Consider the following 15,609-nt stretch of genomic DNA (forward strand, 5'->3'; position numbering starts at 1 on the left):
CCTTAAGCAGCGGCCAGCCAGCGCGCCAAACGCTGCGCAAATGCGGCCTGACTTTCCAGTAACTCATCACCCGTTACAAGCGTTGCCGGGCGGGTAATCACGATGCAGGGGATACCGGCATCCAGACAGGGTTGAACTTTTTCCTGATAACCGCCCTCCGCCCCCGATGCTTTTGTCACCACGACATCGGCCTGGCACTGACGATAAAACGCCGCGTTAAATTCAGCGCTGAACGGCCCGCACAGGGCGAAAATCTCACCAACGCCAAATCCCAGGTCGGCACATTGCTGAATGACCTCAGGAACAGGTAAGACGCGGGCCAGCAGTTTTTTGTGCGGCAACCCGGCTCGCCAGGTCGCCAGATCTTTACTTCCGGTCGTTAACAGAACGCGTTCGCCAAAGCGCTGCGCCACATCGCAGGCCTCAGCAATCGTGTGGACATGGTGCAACAGCGGGTGCGTAAGCTCGCTGAGCTGTTCCGGGCGCTGATAGCGGCTCAGCAACACCCCCGCGCGTTCACAGGCGTGCATAATGTTGCGGCTGACGACCTCGGCATACGGGTGCGACGCATCAATGACCCAACGCGTGCGGTGCGCTTTCAGCCAGGCCACCATCTCCTCTGGCTCCAGGCGCCCGCAGCGGATCTGACCTTTAATGTCGCCAGCCAGCTGCTTTCCTGTCGGCGTGGCAACCGACAGGGTGTATGCCACCTTTGCCGCATCCAGTTGCTGACACAGCATCCGGGCATCGCTGGTGCCGCCCATAACCAGCACGTCGCCGTAACTCACAGTACGTAACCTCGCGGCGTGATCATCAGACCATCCTGTACGTAAGTGGCTTTGTTGCCGACAATCACCAGGCTGGTCATATCGACAGGCTCAAAATCCATATCGCCGAGCGTGGTCAGCCATTTTTCCTGCTTTTTACGCCCGGCCGACTTCACCACGCCAACCGGCGTTTGCGCGTTCTTGCTGGCGGACAGCAGTTCAAAAGCACGCGCCAGATGACCTTCACGGCCACGGCTGCGCGGGTTATAGAAACAGATCACGAAGTCTGCTTCTCCGGCGGCGATAATCCGTTTTTCGATGACTGGCCACGGCGTCAGGAGATCGCTCAGGCTGATATGACAGAAATCGTGCATCAACGGCGCGCCCAGCAGGGAGGCCGCCGCGATACTGGCGGTCATGCCGGGGATCAGCCGCACTTCAACGTCCAGCTTCTGTTTGCTGACCAGTTCCAGCACCAGCCCCGCCATGCCATAAATCCCCGCATCGCCGCTGCTGATCAGCGCCACATTGTGTCCGGCCTGCGCCAGTTCAATCGCCGCCTGACAGCGTTCGATCTCTTTGCACATTCCGGTTTTGATCACCTGCTTGTCGCCAGTAAAGGCTTTTACCAGATGGGTGTACGTTTTATAGCCAACGACAATTTCCGCCGCCTGTAAGGCTTCTACGGCTTCCATCGTCATCATTGCCTGCGAGCCAGGGCCAATTCCAATTACGCTTAACATCAGTGTGAAACTCCCAAAGTAATAGTGACGCCCTGTTCGCGCAGGGTTTCGCCAGACAGTTTTCCGTGACTTAACAGCCAGGCCGCCGGGCCGGATACGCTGCCCACACCGACGGTTTGCCGCACAAATCTGGAGGCCGGGAAGCGATGTTCATGCTCACGCAACGCGTCAGCGGTAAAGGTTTCGAAGGGAACGCGACAGCAGGAGGCAAGCTGGATTAATCCCTGCTCATCTTTTTTGAGCGAGACGCTGCCAATCGCTTTCAACGCCAGCGGATCAAATTTCTGCGCCTCCAGTTGTCGCGCCAGCAGCGCTGCCAGCAGCGGGAACGGCGTATCGCGGCGACAGCCGATTCCGGCGACCACCCGCTGCGGCACCAGTTTCCAGTGCCGAACGGGTATTTCTGGCAATTCATTGCGCAAAGTGATGCAAACCAGCGCATCAAGCTCGGGAAGTTGATGCAGGTCGGTCACGGTGATGAACCCGCGTCGATCGCAGTGACTGACATCGTCTGCCAGCTCCTCATCCCACCACAGCCCGACGCGCTGGTGGCTGACCAGCATCTGGTTGACGATTTTTACCGCCGAGCGGAAATCGGTCATCCGGGCATTGAGCTGAAATGCCAGCGTATCAAGCGCCGCCATATCGTTAACGTCAGTCGCCGTCGTGATAACCGGATCGGCGCCGAGCATGCCCGCCAGATAGCGGGTCAGCGCATTGGCGCCCCCCGCATGACCAGAGAGCAGGCTGATCACATGCTGGCCCCGTTCGTCGATCACCACCACCGCCGGGTCGCTGAATTTGTCGTTTACCAGCGGCGCCAGCACGCGTACCGCGATGCCGGTCGCACCGATAAAAATCAGCGCCGAATAGTTAGCAAACGCATCGCGGGCCGATTGTGCAAATCCGCCTTCGAAGGGCATAAACCCGTCTTCCAGCAGTTTCTCACTGGTAAAGCAGGTTAACGGCAGCATCGCCGCCAGCCGCTTCGCAAGCTGTACGCCGCCGGGCGTCAGACAAAACAGGGCTATAGATTCAGGCTTTACGGTATTCATGGCTAAAGTCCGCCGCATAGAGTTTTGAGTAGTGATACTCATCCCCCAGGAAATTCCCGACCAGAATGAGCGCCGTTTTACGGATACCCGCCTCACGTACTTTGTCGCCGATATCCGCCAGCGTGCCGCGCACGGTCTGGCTTTCCGGCCAGGTCGCTTTGTAGATAACCGCCACCGGCGTGGTGGTCGGATAGCCGCCTTCAATCAGCCGCTCGGCAACCCGTTGAATACGCTGTACGGAGAGATAAATCGCCATTGACGTCTGGTGGCTGGCGAAGGACTCCAGCTGTTCACGTTCCGGCACCGGAGTACGTCCTTCCAGACGGGTAATGATGAGGCTTTGCGAAACCTCCGGGACGGTATACTCCACCCCCAGCTCCGCAGCAGCGCCGAGAAACGCGCTGACGCCCGGCACCACCTGCCAGTCGATGCCGCGCCGGGTAAGTTCTTCGCCCTGCTCACGCACGGAGCCGTACAGCGACACATCGCCCGTTTGCAGGCGTACGACCGTTTTTCCGGCCTTCACGCCCGCTTCCATCAGGTCCAGAATTTGCTCCAGATGCAGTTCGGCGCTGTCGTGGCACTCAGCGCCTGGCGGGCAATAGTCCAGCAGTTCAGTATTAATCAGCGATCCGGCATAAATAACGACCTGCGCCTGTTGCAACAGGCGATAACCTTTGAGCGTGATCAGTTCACGATCGCCCGGACCTGCGCCGACAAACCATACACAGCGGGGATCAAATGTCTCAGACATGGTTCTCTTCCTTCTGACAGGCGATAACAAAAACAGGATTATTCGGTTTGAAATAGTGGCCATTGCCGAGGGGAGTGAGTGACGACACCTGCACTTGCAGGCAATCCACCTCATGGATGCCAATCTGTGTCAGATATTCCAGCGCAGTATTCAGGTTTTCCTGAAGGATAAAGGTCATCACCAGACGGCCGCCGGGATGCAATTGCCGCATAGCCCAGTCAATCAGCGTCGTCAGATGGCCGCCGCTCCCGCCCATAAACACCGCATCCGCTTTTTCAGTCATCGTCATCGGCGCTTCACCCGGCAGAATGTCGATATTGCCGCAGGCAAAATGCTGGCGGTTTTCATCCAGCAACCGCAGGGCTGCCGGGTTACGTTCAATCGCCGTAACGTGCAGCAAAGGGTGCTGTAACGCCGCCTCTATCGACACACTCCCGGTCCCGGCGCCTACGTCAATCAGATGGCTGGCACGGTGCAAATCAAGTTTTGACAGCGCGAGCGCGCGAACCGCTTCTTTGGTCATCGGCACGTTCTCGCCACGTAGAAAAAGCTCATCTTTCATCAAGGATCACCACTGCGTTCATGTCATAGTCGGCATTGACTTCACTGACGCGCAGCCAGTGAATCCGCTCGTTTTCCATTGCCAGGTTTTCGCCTATCACCATCCAGCGATGCCCCTTGTCGCGCGCCATTAACTGCGTCGCAATTTCTCGCGGCCCGCAGCGGGCATCCGTCACCATCGCGACCTTGCGATGACGCGCCAGCTCATCAAAACAGACGCTGCGACCGTGGCTGCTGGTCAGCCACATATCGTTCATATCGATACCCGATTGCGCGCACAGATATTGCACTGCGCTGATACCGGGAATAATGCGCACCCGCTCAATGCCAAAATGGGCCACCATGCGCGTCCCGATGCCGTAAAACAGCGGATCGCCGGACGCCAGCACCACGATGCGTTTGTCCTGCTGCCCGGCAATCCAGTTGAGCAATTCCGCAATATTGGCGCCCAGAACAAACTGTTCGCCGGTGAACGCAGGAAACTGCAATAAATGACGCTTTCCCCCCACCAGCACATCGGCATCCGCCACGGCCTCGCGTGCCGCTGGCGTCATCAAATGCAGCCCTGCCGGCCCCATGCCCACTACCGTTAGCATTGCATCTCCTCCACAATCTCTTCGATCGGACGATTGCTACCGAGGATCTGGTTATCAAAAGAGAACATGATGGCGTCGCAGGTAGGTGGCGTTTTCGTGAAGCGCAGCATCTGCATCACGCGCATACAGATGCGTTGCGCAAGATGGTTGTAAATATGTTGAAAACCGTATGCTTCAATGTGCTCCATTGCCGCTTCGGTGGTGTCGCAGTCGCTGACCCGAGTCAGTAACTCAAGCGGCGCGCCAAGCAACGCCAGATGCGCCACCAGGGTTTCCATGCGGGCATCTGCGATGTGGCTGTGAGTGTGGAAAATCCCCGCGGCTATTTTAATCAACTTACCGGGATGGCCGATCAACACGATATGGCGGTATCCCAGACGTACCGCTTCTTCAATCATGTAGCCGACGAAATTGCTCATGGTGACGACAACCTGCGTGTCGATACCCATCTGTTCGCGCACAAAGCGCTCGCCGTGGTTTCCCGGCACCAGCACAACGCGTTCCAGACCGGCGGCGCGTTTGATTTCCAGCTCCAGCGACAGCGAGCGTTTCCAGCTCTCCTCCGACATCGGAGTGACAATGCCGGTGGTTCCAATGATCGAAATACCGCCCAGAATACCGAGGCGCGCGTTATAGGTTTTCTGCGCCCGTTCTTCCCCCTCCGGGGCAAAAATTTCAATATCCGCTCCCCGCGCCGGGCCTATCGCTTCGCGTACTACAGACTCAATGGTATGGCGCGGAGTACGATTAATCGCCGCGCTGCCCACCGGCAGTCCAATTCCCTTACGCGTCACGGTTCCCACGCCTTCTCCGCCCTGCAACGTAATCTCGCCGCTATCGTTCAGCGTTACGCGGGCAAAAATCAGCATTCCGTGCGTGGCATCGACATCATCGCCGCCGTCCTTACGGATCGCGGCAATCGCCTGCCGCCCTTCAATGTGCGGCGACTCGACGTTCAGGCACAATGTCACCCCGGACGGCGTAACGATGGAGACCTGATGAATCAGATGCTGGCGTAACACCATCAACGCGGCGACCTTTGCCGCAGCGGTCGCGCACGATCCGGTGGTATACCCTTTTCGCAACGCTTTGCCGTTGTGCCAGACAGGCGCGTCGAAGGATTGATCGCTCATCGCGCCCCCTGCAAGTAATAGAGCATGGCGTTTACGATCGCGGCGGCGACGTTGCTTCCTCCTTTGCGCCCCAGCGCCGCGATAGCTGGCAACGCGCTTTTCGTCAGCGCATCTTTAGACTCCGCCGCCCCGACGAACCCGACCGGTACGCCTACCACGCCGCTCACAGCAACGTCATGCTCAAGCAACCGGAACAGCGCCGTCGGTGCATTGCCGAATACAAACACCTTTTCACTCTCTTCCGTCACGGCGATATCCACCGCCGCCATTGATCGGGTAATCCCCTGCGTTTTTGCTTCCGCCACAACTCGCGGATCGCTGATATAGCAACGGCATTCACCGCCAAACGTCGCCAGCAATGTTTTATTGATGCCGGAAAGCGCCATTGTGGTATCGGTATAGATAATGGATGGGCGACTCAGCGCCGCGCAGAGTCGCTCCAGCGCGTCATCGGAAAACCAGAGAATATCCAGCCAGTCAAAGTCGGCGGTGGTGTGAATCACCCGCTTGATGATCGCTTCGTGAAGCGGGCTGGCAAACTGATACTCCGGGCGTGTCTCGCGAATGATCTCGCCAATGATGTCGAAACTTTTGGCCTCAATCGCCTGGGGCTGCTGAATATATTGCATCGTCTGTTATCCTCAGGCTGCGCCAACCAGCAGGCACCGTACGGCGATAAACAGCGCCAGTGCCAGGGTCGAGGCTACCCACATCAATCGAATCGTTCGGGAAATGTCATCTACTGAAATGCCGCGCTGCGCGTCGCCTATCCAGGGTTTTTCAACACGCTCGCCAAAGTAGTCATTCGGGCCGCCAAGACGAATACCCAGCGCACCGGCAACAGAGGCTTCTGACCACGCGCAGTTAGGACTGCTGTGGTTGTAGCGATCCCGCCAGCCGATATGCAGGGCGCGATAGCCGTCGTAACGACACAACGTCGCGGCAATGCTCAGCAGCAGCCAGCTCAGACGCGCCGGGATAACGTTCGCAATATCATCCAGACGGGCGCTGACCATACCAATGGCGCGATATTTTTCGTGTTTATAGCCAACCATTGAATCGAGGGTATTTACGGCTTTGTACGCCATTGCCAGCGGCGCGCCGCCCAAAAAGAGGAAAAAAAGCGGGGCGATGATGCCGTCTACGGTGTTCTCGGCGACCGTTTCCACCACGGCACGATTAACCTGTTCAGGCTGTAACTGTGAGGTATCCCGTCCGACAATCCATGACAGCTTCTCGCGGCTTTCAGCTAAATCGCCCGCCCGCAGCGGGCGTTCAACATCGTGGGCAGCATTCGCAAGACAGCGGCCAGCCAGCACGGTAAAAATCATCCAGATCTCTACCAGCCAGCCAAACAAGGGATGGATCTCACTCGCCAGCGCCAGCACGCTCCAGGAAACCGCCCACGTCACGCCGACCACCACCAGCCACATCACCGCTCCGCCAATGCGCAGCGATCTGTCGCTATGGCAGTAACGCCGCACAACACGTTGAGTTGCTGAAATTAAATTGCCAATCCAGCGTACCGGATGCGGCCAGTTCTGCGGATCGCCAATAACGAAATCCAGAAGCCAGGCGATACACCACGCAAGCACGGTCATAGCGCCTCCCTTCCTGCCGCCAGCCAGTGGTTCAGCATTGCAGGACGTTGTGCGAAATGAACGTGAAGGTAACTTGCGAAGGTATTTCCCACCTGCCAGCCGCCAGACCATTCCTGCAATGTCTTACCATCGCGGACTTTACGGCACGCCATCACCGCCGGGTTTTCCGGGAGAAAATCAGAATAGTGGAACTCATGTCCACGCAGCACTTCGCCTGCCGCCGCCAGCAGCGTTTGCTCTCTGGCCTGCGCTTCGCAGTAGCCGAAGCGGGTCAACCGTTTCCCCATTTTGCTGTGCCCCGGAATCACATCCACCATCCGGTGAATCTCTCCACTGGCGTCCTCCAGGGTACTGCCGAGGTACATCAGCCCGCCGCACTCTGCGTAAATCGCCACGCCGCGCTGATGGGCGGCGCGCATTTGCGCCAGCATTGGGGTGTTCGCCGCCAACGCGGCGGCGTGTAGCTCGGGGTATCCGCCTCCCAGCCAGATCATCTGGCATTCCGGCAGCGTGCTGTCATGCAGTGGACTGAAACGCGTCATCGTTACGCCGGTACGTTCCAGCAGTTTGATGTTATCGGGATAGTAAAAGTTAAACGCTTCGTCATCCGCGATGGCAACGGTAAGTCCTTTTCCCGTCTGCGGGTCGGGTAATGCTGGCCACTCGCCAGCAGGCAGCGCGGTTAGCTGACTCAGGGAAAGAAGCGCATCAATGTCCAGCGTTCGTTCAAGCGTATCGGCAAAATCCTGCCACGGCTGTTGATTAACGACGGACTCACGCGCGGTAATCAGCCCCAGATGACGCTCCGGCAACGCCACGTCTTCCACTCCGGGAACATAGCCAAGCACCGGTAGAGAACAATAGCGTTCAATCGCCGTTTTCAGGAGTTGGTAGTGAGTTTCGCTATTAACGCGATTAACAATCACGCCAGCGATATTGAGGTCAGGATCAAAGTGCTGAAATCCCATCACCGTTGCGGCAATGGAGGTAGAAACGGCTTTACCGTCCACCAGCAAAATTACGGGGCAGCCCAGCTGTTTCGCCATCGCCGCCGTACTACAGTAGTTCGGGTCGGTGCCATAGCCGTCATAGAGTCCCATCACGCCTTCGATCACCGCGACGTCCGCCTGCTGCATGTGTTCACAAAACAGCGCGTTAAGCACGGGCTCCGGGAGCATAAAGCTGTCGAGGTTACGGGACGCACTGCCGCATACTGCCGTATGCCAGCCGGTATCGAGATAATCAGGACCGACTTTGCATGGCTGAACACGCATTCCACGTCTTTTCAGCAGACTCAGCAGACCAAGCGTGACGGTGGTTTTACCACAGCCGCTTCCGGTCCCTGCGAGAATAAATGCGTGAAGCTTTGCCGCCATACCCTGATCCTGTTCAGGGTGGTAGAGGTATTGTTTAGCTGCGTATTACCCCAGTCTTTCGACTGTACGCTACTGAGCAACCCACTTCCCACCGAAGTTGTTGGTAAATACCGACAGGCAGGTCTTCTGGCTTAGCGTCCTCCTCGCCCGTCCTTCCCAATCTTGCGATCAGTGGTCTTACGGGGTCGTCAGCATCACAGCAGCGGGGGCTGCGGGGGATTCTCACCCCCTTCCCTGACACAAATGTGCCAAACCTGTCGGCTGATGTTATGAGCATCACTTTCTCGCTCATAACGACAATTAAATTTTAATTACCTGTTACGCGCCATTATGCCAACGCAATGGTGTAATGACGCCTGTTTTGAATGAAACACTGCGCAAAAGAATAATGAAACCTATTCATAATGACACTGTATCTCATCACAAAAATAAAAACTGGCTCAGTTTATCCTTCAGATAACATTATTTTGTTGCGCTATGACAATTTATTGCTCTGCTATAGTTTTTTTCATTTTATAATGACTGACATACAATACGATATCAAAAATCGGCAATAGCAAAATATTGCTATTTATGCGGACTCGGCGGACGAATTATCATTTATTTGCTGACGGAAAGCCTGTGGCGTGATCTGATAGGTCTGACGGAACACTTTGCAAAAATAACTGGTTTGAGAAAAGCCTAAATTACGTGCAATGCTGGCGATACTCCAGTCACTGTGACAAAGCAGCTCTCTGGCGCTGGCCATGCGCTGTTGGTTTACCCAGGCATTAAAACCGATTCCCTGATATTTCTTGAATAACTTACTAAAGTAGTACGGGCTGAGGTAGACGTGAGAAGCGACATCCTCAAGGCGAAGATCGTCCGATAAATGCGCATCAATGTAGCGTAACGCTTTCTTCATTTTGCTGTCGTGGGGATTGGGCCCACGTTGCGAACGAGCAGGCTCCGCTTGCGGCGGATTGTCTTTGATAACAACAAAATTAAGTTGTTTTTTAAGGCAATTTTCAACAATCAGCTTCAGCAGATCCGCAGAGGCTATCACCCGCGCGTAGTCCATTTCGGGGACGTTTCGGAACTCATTCAACAGTTCAGGATCGGCCTGCCAGCGATCATCGACATTAAGAATATCAACCAGTCCGACATCATCGCTTAAACGTACCTGACCGCATAACACAAACCCCACCAGATGACCGGCAATCACCAAAGGAATGGAGAAATCGGTTAGCCCGGCATGGCAACGATAAATACAGGGCTGATCTGATTTTGACGCTTCCAGCCCCCCGCAGCGATCGCTCATACGGCAACGAATACTGTGTTGAGGATGTTGACGCATTAGCTGACAAAAAGGCGTGAAATTGAATAACTCAGAAATTTCATCACCGTGAATATTGACAACCACGACCGCCAGACTGGTGGCTTGTGCAAAATCCTGTGCGATTTTATTAATGAGTTCTGAGTTCAGGGCACTCGCAGAAATCATGATAAAACCCCTCAGTTAATTTATTGTTGCAAATAGAACATTTATTTCACATTTACCTTTCATCATCACCATACTGTATTAGTGATAAAAAAGTATAAGGGACAATAACAAAAGTCTCCCATCCGTGGGAGACGTTTTGACCAGTTCGTGAAACCAGATCACGAAATGATTTTACGTGTTTCAAAAATACATACTTCCCGTCGTGTTAACGTCCATTTTCCTCCAGCTTACAGGTATTGCACGGTAAATTTTTACCAATCAGGTAACGATAAACCGCAGCTCCGGCGCAAGCTCCGACAATCGGCGCAATAATCGGCACAATAAAATAAGGAATATCGCGCCCCCCGGTCATGGCAATGTCTCCCCAACCGGCAAACCACGCGAATAATTTTGGACCAAAATCACGCGCCGGATTCATCGCAAACCCCGTAAGCGGCCCGGTAGATGCCCCGATAACGGCAACCAAAATACCGATAAGCAAAGGTGCCAGCGGCCCTTTAGGAACCCCATTGCCATCATCGGTCAGCGCCATGATCATCCCCATCAGAATCGAGGTAATGACCACTTCGACCAGCGCCGCCTGCCATACGCTCAGCGCGGCTGCCGGGTAGGTACTGAAAATACTGGCAAGTTGCAGACTCTCCACGCTGCCGCGCACCATATGGTTCGCCGCTTCAAACTCGGTAAATAAACTACCGTAGAGCAGATAGGCCAACAGCGCGCCGCTGAACGCTCCGGCAACCTGAGCGATGGAATAAGGCAAGACCTTTCGCCCAGGGAAACAGGCAAACAACCACAGCGCAATGGTAATCGCCGGGTTCAGGTGCGCGCCCGATATCCCGGCCGTGAGATAAACGGCAAGCGAGATCCCAAGCCCCCAAATGATGCAGATCTCCCATAATCCCAGACTCGCACCCGCAACCTTTAATGCACTCAGGCAACCGATACCAAAGAACAAAAACAGCCCGGTGCCCAAAAACTCGGCAATACATTGTGCTTTTAGTGAATCGTTCATTGTGACACCTTCTAAGCAGAGTTCGTGTCTTTACCAGCACAACGCCGTACTGGCAGTAGAGTACAACGAGCATCACTATAAAAAGCGGCACCTGTAAATTGTTGGCAATCTGCCGTTAACCTGCCCCGAAAAATCGTGTTGCTATAGCAAAATATTGCTCTCTGTTTATTCTCCAGGGCAATAATGGAGCGTACTCTAACGAATAAAATGCCAGATTAGGGATAATAAAAAATTGCGATCACCAGATATTCGTTTTCAAACAAATATCACAATTCCATTTTTCGCGTAGCAAAAGTTATTTATTTTGTCACCCTGTAAAATGTAAAAATGGAATAGCGAAAACGAAATAATCATATCAAAAACAACACATACAACCTTTAGATTCAACGAGTTATAAAAAATCACAGCAATTTAGTGCTATTGACAACCCATTATTTTTTCATTCTCTTTTTAAAGTCAGCCATTCTTTTTCCTCGCTTCTTTTTATAGTCATCAACATCGGGACAACCCAGGCGAGGTCTTTATGCAACAAGAAGCATTAGGAATGGTAGAAACCAAAGGCTTAACCGCAGCCATAGAGGCCGCAGACGCAATGGTGAAGTCAGCCAATGTGATGTTAGTCGGCTACGAAAAAATTGGCTCCGGGCTGGTAACGGTCATCGTTCGCGGTGACGTTGGCGCAGTAAAAGCGGCAACCGATGCGGGCGCCGCTGCCGCACGCAACGTGGGAGAAGTGAAAGCCGTACACGTTATTCCACGCCCTCATACCGATGTAGAAAAAATCTTACCGAAGGGAATTAGCCAATGAGCAGCAATGAACTGGTGGAACAGATCATGGCGCAGGTGATTGCCCGTGTGGCAACGCCAGAACAAACGGCCATTCCTGAAGAAACCCACCCAATACGAGAGACGGCTATGGCAGAGAAAAGTTGCAGTTTAACGGAATTTGTCGGCACCGCGATTGGCGACACCGTCGGTCTGGTGATCGCAAATGTGGACAGTGCCTTACTGGAAGCGATGAAGCTGGAAAAGCGCTACCGCTCCATCGGAATCCTTGGCGCGCGAACTGGCGCAGGCCCGCACATTATGGCCGCCGATGAAGCAGTAAAAGCGACCAATACCGAAGTGGTCAGCATTGAGCTTCCCCGCGATACCAAAGGCGGCGCAGGCCACGGTTCGCTGATTATTTTAGGCGGCAATGATGTTTCGGACGTGAAACGTGGCATTGAAGTTGCGCTGAAAGAACTCGACCGGACGTTCGGCGACGTATACGCCAATGAAGCCGGACATATCGAGCTGCAATACACCGCCCGCGCCAGCTATGCGCTTGAAAAAGCCTTTGGCGCGCCAATTGGCCGCGCCTGCGGCGTGATTGTCGGCGCCCCCGCCTCTGTTGGCGTGCTGATGGCGGATACCGCGCTGAAATCCGCCAATGTTGAGGTCGTGGCTTACAGCTCTCCGGCACACGGCACCAGCTTCAGTAACGAAGCCATTCTGGTGATTTCCGGGGATTCCGGCGCGGTGCGTCAGGCGGTTATTTCAGCCCGTGAAATCGGCAAAACCGTTCTGTCGACCCTCGGCACGACGCCGAAAAACGATCGTCCGTCCTACATCTGATATCCGTGAGGCTGATTCATGAGATCGAAAAGATTTGAAGCGCTGGCGAAACGCCCTGTGAATCAGGACGGCTTCGTTAAGGAGTGGATCGAAGAAGGCTTCATTGCGATGGAAAGCCCGAACGACCCCAAACCGTCGATTAAAATCGTTAACGGCGCGGTCACCGAGCTGGACGGCAAAGCCGCCAGCGAATTTGACCTGATCGACCACTTTATCGCCCGTTACGGTATTAACCTGGCGCGCGCGGAAGAAGTGATGGCGATGGACTCGGTCAAACTCGCTAATATGCTGTGCGATCCAAACGTCAAACGCAGCGACATCGTTCCGCTCACCACGGCGATGACGCCAGCAAAAATCGTTGAAGTCGTCTCACACATGAACGTGGTAGAGATGATGATGGCAATGCAAAAAATGCGCGCCCGCCGCACGCCTTCTCAGCAGGCGCATGTCACCAACGTGAAAGACAACCCGGTTCAGATTGCCGCCGATGCCGCAGAAGGCGCGTGGCGTGGGTTTGATGAGCAAGAGACAACGGTTGCGGTTGCGCGCTACGCCCCGTTCAATGCTATCGCTCTGCTGGTGGGTTCCCAGGTCGGTCGCCCAGGCGTATTAACGCAGTGTTCACTGGAAGAAGCCACCGAACTGAAGCTCGGTATGCTGGGCCACACCTGCTACGCCGAAACCATTTCCGTCTATGGTACTGAACCGGTCTTTACCGATGGCGACGATACCCCCTGGTCAAAAGGCTTCCTCGCCTCTTCCTATGCCTCTCGCGGCCTGAAAATGCGCTTTACCTCGGGGTCGGGTTCCGAAGTACAGATGGGCTATGCTGAAGGCAAATCAATGCTCTATCTGGAAGCCCGCTGTATCTATATCACCAAAGCCGCAGGCGTTCAGGGTCTACAGAACGGTTCTGTCAGCTGCATCGGCGTTCCTTCCGCCGTACCGTCAGGCATTCGCGCCGTACTGGCGGAAAACCTGATCTGCTCCGCGCTGGATCTGGAATGCGCCTCCAGTAACGACCAGACCTTCACCCACTCCGATATGCGTCGTACTGCGCGTCTGCTGATGCAGTTCCTGCCGGGTACTGACTTCATCTCCTCGGGTTATTCCGCCGTACCGAACTACGACAACATGTTTGCCGGTTCAAACGAAGATGCGGAGGACTTCGACGACTACAACGTTATCCAGCGTGACCTGAAAGTGGACGGTGGTCTGCGTCCGGTTCGCGAAGAAGACGTTATCGCCATCCGTAATAAAGCCGCGCGCGCGCTGCAAGCCGTGTTTGCCGGAATGGGGCTGCCGCCGATTACCGATGAAGAGGTTGAAGCCGCAACCTACGCTCACGGCTCGAAAGATATGCCTGAACGTAACATCGTCGAAGACATCAAGTTCGCGCAAGAGATCATCAACAAGAACCGTAACGGTCTGGAAGTGGTGAAAGCCCTTGCAAAAGGCGGTTTCACCGACGTCGCGCAAGACATGCTCAACATCCAGAAAGCCAAGTTAACCGGAGACTATCTGCATACCTCCGCCATTATCGTCGGCGACGGGCAGGTGCTCTCTGCGGTGAATGACGTCAACGATTATGCCGGTCCGGCAACAGGTTATCGCCTGCAAGGCGAACGCTGGGAAGAGATTAAAAACATCCCTGGCGCACTCGATCCCAACGAACTTGGCTAAGGGGTGAAAAATGGAAATTAATGAAAAGCTGCTGCGCCAGATAATCGAAGACGTGCTGTCCGAAATGCAAACCAGCGATAAGCCCGTCTCCTTTCGCGCACCGACAGCATCAACTTCGCCGCAAACCGCAGCGCCGCAAGGCGACGGTTTTCTGACGGAAATTGGCGAGGCCAGACAAGGTACGCAGCAGGATGAAGTGATCATTGCCGTGGGTCCGGCATTTGGCCTGTCGCAGACCGTGAATATCGTCGGCTTGCCGCACAAAAATATCCTGCGTGAAGTGATCGCCGGTATTGAAGAAGAAGGCATTAAAGCCCGCGTGATCCGCTGCTTTAAATCCTCTGACGTGGCGTTCGTCGCTGTTGAAGGCAACCGCCTCAGTGGCTCCGGCATTTCAATCGGTATTCAGTCAAAAGGCACTACCGTTATTCATCAGCAAGGGCTGCCGCCGCTCTCCAATCTGGAGTTATTCCCTCAGGCGCCGCTGCTGACGCTGGAAACGTATCGTCAGATTGGCAAGAACGCCGCGCGCTATGCGAAGCGTGAGTCACCACAACCGGTTCCGACCTTAAATGACCAAATGGCGCGCCCGAAGTACCAGGCGAAATCCGCCATTCTGCACATTAAAGAGACGAAGTATGTCGTGACGGGCAAAAACCCGCAGGAACTGCGCGTGGCGCTTTAACAAAGGATACCTCCATGAATACCGACGCAATTGAATCGATGGTTCGGGACGTGTTGAGCCGCATGAACAGCTTGCAGGGCAACGCACCTGCTCCGGCCACAGCAAGCGCATCAACGCATACCGCAAAAGTGACGGATTATCCGCTGGCGAATAAACATCCAGAATGGGTAAAAACCGCCACCAATAAAACGCTGGATGAATTCACGCTGGAAAACGTCCTCAGCGACAAAGTGACCGCACAGGATATGCGTATCACGCCGGATACGCTGCGCATTCAGGCGGCTATCGCCAGAGATGCCGGACGTGACCGCCTGGCGATGAACTTTGAGCGCGCAGCGGAACTGACCGCCGTACCGGACGATCGAATCCTTGAAATTTACAACGCCCTGCGTCCATACCGTTCGACGAAAGAAGAGCTGATGGCTATCGCAGACGATCTGGAAAATCGCTATCAGGCGAAGATTTGCGCAGCTTTCGTGCGTGAAGCGGCAACGTTATACGTCGAGCGTAAAAAACTCAAAGGTGACGATTAATTTTAGG

The 15,609-nt window shown here is 54.8% G+C and carries 17 protein-coding genes and 1 riboswitch; of the genes, 5 read left to right on the forward strand and 12 right to left on the reverse strand.

Annotated elements, in window-relative coordinates; all coding sequences use genetic code 11:
* Nucleotides 1-2: 2 nt before the first annotated feature.
* From OGX84_RS10140 to pduF, 12 genes are all read right to left on the reverse strand, one after another.
* Nucleotides 3-788 carry a cobalt-precorrin-6A reductase gene (locus OGX84_RS10140; protein ID WP_012131785.1) on the reverse strand — a complete coding sequence of 262 codons (786 nt, stop codon included), beginning with the start codon at nucleotides 786-788 and terminating at the stop codon, nucleotides 3-5.
* Entirely contained in the window at nucleotides 785-1,510 is a 726-nt protein-coding gene (locus tag OGX84_RS10145) for a precorrin-3B C(17)-methyltransferase (protein WP_012131784.1), read from the reverse strand. The genes OGX84_RS10140 and OGX84_RS10145 overlap by 4 nt, the downstream gene beginning before the upstream one ends.
* Nucleotides 1,510-2,565 carry a cobalt-precorrin 5A hydrolase gene (cbiG, locus tag OGX84_RS10150; RefSeq protein WP_049011682.1) on the reverse strand — a complete coding sequence of 352 codons (1,056 nt, stop codon included), beginning with the start codon at nucleotides 2,563-2,565 and terminating at the stop codon, nucleotides 1,510-1,512. Before cbiG ends, OGX84_RS10145 begins: the two co-directional genes overlap by 1 nt.
* Nucleotides 2,546-3,319, reverse strand: coding sequence for a cobalt-precorrin-4 methyltransferase (locus tag OGX84_RS10155; protein WP_286457979.1), 774 nt, complete (start codon nucleotides 3,317-3,319; stop codon nucleotides 2,546-2,548). The genes cbiG and OGX84_RS10155 overlap by 20 nt, the downstream gene beginning before the upstream one ends.
* Nucleotides 3,312-3,881, reverse strand: a complete 570-nt coding sequence (locus tag OGX84_RS10160) for a decarboxylating cobalt-precorrin-6B (C(15))-methyltransferase (protein ID WP_112001958.1) — start codon at nucleotides 3,879-3,881, stop codon at nucleotides 3,312-3,314. Before OGX84_RS10160 ends, OGX84_RS10155 begins: the two co-directional genes overlap by 8 nt.
* Nucleotides 3,871-4,476, reverse strand: a complete 606-nt coding sequence (locus OGX84_RS10165) for a cobalt-precorrin-7 (C(5))-methyltransferase (protein WP_047462737.1) — start codon at nucleotides 4,474-4,476, stop codon at nucleotides 3,871-3,873. The genes OGX84_RS10160 and OGX84_RS10165 overlap by 11 nt, the downstream gene beginning before the upstream one ends.
* Nucleotides 4,470-5,609 (reverse strand): cobalt-precorrin-5B (C(1))-methyltransferase CbiD, encoded by a 1,140-nt coding sequence (gene cbiD, locus OGX84_RS10170; RefSeq protein WP_012131779.1) that lies wholly within the window; start codon nucleotides 5,607-5,609, stop codon nucleotides 4,470-4,472. Before cbiD ends, OGX84_RS10165 begins: the two co-directional genes overlap by 7 nt.
* Nucleotides 5,606-6,238 (reverse strand): cobalt-precorrin-8 methylmutase, encoded by a 633-nt coding sequence (locus OGX84_RS10175; protein WP_112001957.1) that lies wholly within the window; start codon nucleotides 6,236-6,238, stop codon nucleotides 5,606-5,608. Before OGX84_RS10175 ends, cbiD begins: the two co-directional genes overlap by 4 nt.
* A 12-nt stretch (nucleotides 6,239-6,250) precedes the next feature.
* The gene (gene cbiB / locus OGX84_RS10180; RefSeq protein WP_112001956.1) at nucleotides 6,251-7,210 is read right to left on the reverse strand and encodes an adenosylcobinamide-phosphate synthase CbiB; all 960 of its coding nucleotides are present in this window, start codon (nucleotides 7,208-7,210) and stop codon (nucleotides 6,251-6,253) included.
* Nucleotides 7,207-8,586: a cobyrinic acid a,c-diamide synthase CobB gene (locus OGX84_RS10185; protein WP_286457982.1), complete on the reverse strand. Its 1,380-nt coding sequence runs from the start codon at nucleotides 8,584-8,586 to the stop codon at nucleotides 7,207-7,209. The genes cbiB and OGX84_RS10185 overlap by 4 nt, the downstream gene beginning before the upstream one ends.
* A 99-nt stretch (nucleotides 8,587-8,685) precedes the next feature.
* Nucleotides 8,686-8,859: riboswitch (cobalamin riboswitch) on the reverse strand.
* A 298-nt stretch (nucleotides 8,860-9,157) separates the two neighbouring features.
* Nucleotides 9,158-10,069, reverse strand: coding sequence for a transcriptional regulator PocR (gene pocR, locus OGX84_RS10190; protein WP_012131773.1), 912 nt, complete (start codon nucleotides 10,067-10,069; stop codon nucleotides 9,158-9,160).
* A 205-nt stretch (nucleotides 10,070-10,274) separates the two neighbouring features.
* Nucleotides 10,275-11,084: a propanediol diffusion facilitator PduF gene (pduF, locus tag OGX84_RS10195; RefSeq protein ID WP_112001954.1), complete on the reverse strand. Its 810-nt coding sequence runs from the start codon at nucleotides 11,082-11,084 to the stop codon at nucleotides 10,275-10,277.
* A gap of 523 nt (nucleotides 11,085-11,607) precedes the next feature.
* On the opposite strand from pduF, the gene pduA reads away from it, so the two are divergent.
* Genes pduA through pduE form a run of 5 tightly spaced genes read left to right on the forward strand, consistent with a single transcriptional unit; the run spans nucleotide 11,608 to nucleotide 15,602 of the window.
* The gene (gene pduA, locus OGX84_RS10200; protein ID WP_001183618.1) at nucleotides 11,608-11,892 is read left to right on the forward strand and encodes a propanediol utilization microcompartment protein PduA; all 285 of its coding nucleotides are present in this window, start codon (nucleotides 11,608-11,610) and stop codon (nucleotides 11,890-11,892) included.
* On the forward strand, nucleotides 11,889-12,701 hold the full coding sequence (pduB, locus tag OGX84_RS10205; protein WP_112001953.1) for a propanediol utilization microcompartment protein PduB: 813 nt from the start codon (nucleotides 11,889-11,891) through the stop codon (nucleotides 12,699-12,701). The genes pduA and pduB overlap by 4 nt, the downstream gene beginning before the upstream one ends.
* Before the next feature lie 18 nt (nucleotides 12,702-12,719).
* The gene (pduC, locus tag OGX84_RS10210; protein WP_047462720.1) at nucleotides 12,720-14,384 is read left to right on the forward strand and encodes a propanediol dehydratase large subunit PduC; all 1,665 of its coding nucleotides are present in this window, start codon (nucleotides 12,720-12,722) and stop codon (nucleotides 14,382-14,384) included.
* A 10-nt stretch (nucleotides 14,385-14,394) separates the two neighbouring features.
* Nucleotides 14,395-15,069 (forward strand): propanediol dehydratase medium subunit PduD, encoded by a 675-nt coding sequence (pduD, locus tag OGX84_RS10215; RefSeq protein WP_112001952.1) that lies wholly within the window; start codon nucleotides 14,395-14,397, stop codon nucleotides 15,067-15,069.
* A gap of 14 nt (nucleotides 15,070-15,083) precedes the next feature.
* Entirely contained in the window at nucleotides 15,084-15,602 is a 519-nt protein-coding gene (gene pduE / locus OGX84_RS10220; protein ID WP_112001951.1) for a propanediol dehydratase small subunit PduE, read from the forward strand.
* The last annotated feature ends 7 nt before the right edge of the window (nucleotides 15,603-15,609 follow it).

This window comes from Citrobacter sp. CK202 (assembly GCF_030333225.1).
Classification (GTDB): Bacteria; Pseudomonadota; Gammaproteobacteria; order Enterobacterales; family Enterobacteriaceae; genus Citrobacter_B; species Citrobacter_B koseri.

Bases quoted from the DNA above. Each gene is read 5' to 3' on its own strand.
- OGX84_RS10145 (WP_012131784.1), bottom strand. From the start codon at position 1,510: ATGTTAAGCGTAATTGGAATTGGCCCTGGCTCGCAGGCAATGATGACG.
- cbiG (WP_049011682.1), bottom strand. From the start codon at position 2,565: ATGAATACCGTAAAGCCTGAATCTATAGCCCTGTTTTGTCTGACGCCC.
- OGX84_RS10155 (WP_286457979.1), bottom strand. From the start codon at position 3,319: ATGTCTGAGACATTTGATCCCCGCTGTGTATGGTTTGTCGGCGCAGGT.
- OGX84_RS10160 (WP_112001958.1), bottom strand. From the start codon at position 3,881: ATGAAAGATGAGCTTTTTCTACGTGGCGAGAACGTGCCGATGACCAAA.
- OGX84_RS10165 (WP_047462737.1), bottom strand. From the start codon at position 4,476: ATGCTAACGGTAGTGGGCATGGGGCCGGCAGGGCTGCATTTGATGACG.
- cbiD (WP_012131779.1), bottom strand. From the start codon at position 5,609: ATGAGCGATCAATCCTTCGACGCGCCTGTCTGGCACAACGGCAAAGCG.
- OGX84_RS10175 (WP_112001957.1), bottom strand. From the start codon at position 6,238: ATGCAATATATTCAGCAGCCCCAGGCGATTGAGGCCAAAAGTTTCGAC.
- cbiB (WP_112001956.1), bottom strand. From the start codon at position 7,210: ATGACCGTGCTTGCGTGGTGTATCGCCTGGCTTCTGGATTTCGTTATT.
- OGX84_RS10185 (WP_286457982.1), bottom strand. From the start codon at position 8,586: ATGGCGGCAAAGCTTCACGCATTTATTCTCGCAGGGACCGGAAGCGGC.
- pocR (WP_012131773.1), bottom strand. From the start codon at position 10,069: ATGATTTCTGCGAGTGCCCTGAACTCAGAACTCATTAATAAAATCGCA.
- pduF (WP_112001954.1), bottom strand. From the start codon at position 11,084: ATGAACGATTCACTAAAAGCACAATGTATTGCCGAGTTTTTGGGCACC.
- pduA (WP_001183618.1), top strand. From the start codon at position 11,608: ATGCAACAAGAAGCATTAGGAATGGTAGAAACCAAAGGCTTAACCGCA.
- pduB (WP_112001953.1), top strand. From the start codon at position 11,889: ATGAGCAGCAATGAACTGGTGGAACAGATCATGGCGCAGGTGATTGCC.
- pduC (WP_047462720.1), top strand. From the start codon at position 12,720: ATGAGATCGAAAAGATTTGAAGCGCTGGCGAAACGCCCTGTGAATCAG.
- pduD (WP_112001952.1), top strand. From the start codon at position 14,395: ATGGAAATTAATGAAAAGCTGCTGCGCCAGATAATCGAAGACGTGCTG.
- pduE (WP_112001951.1), top strand. From the start codon at position 15,084: ATGAATACCGACGCAATTGAATCGATGGTTCGGGACGTGTTGAGCCGC.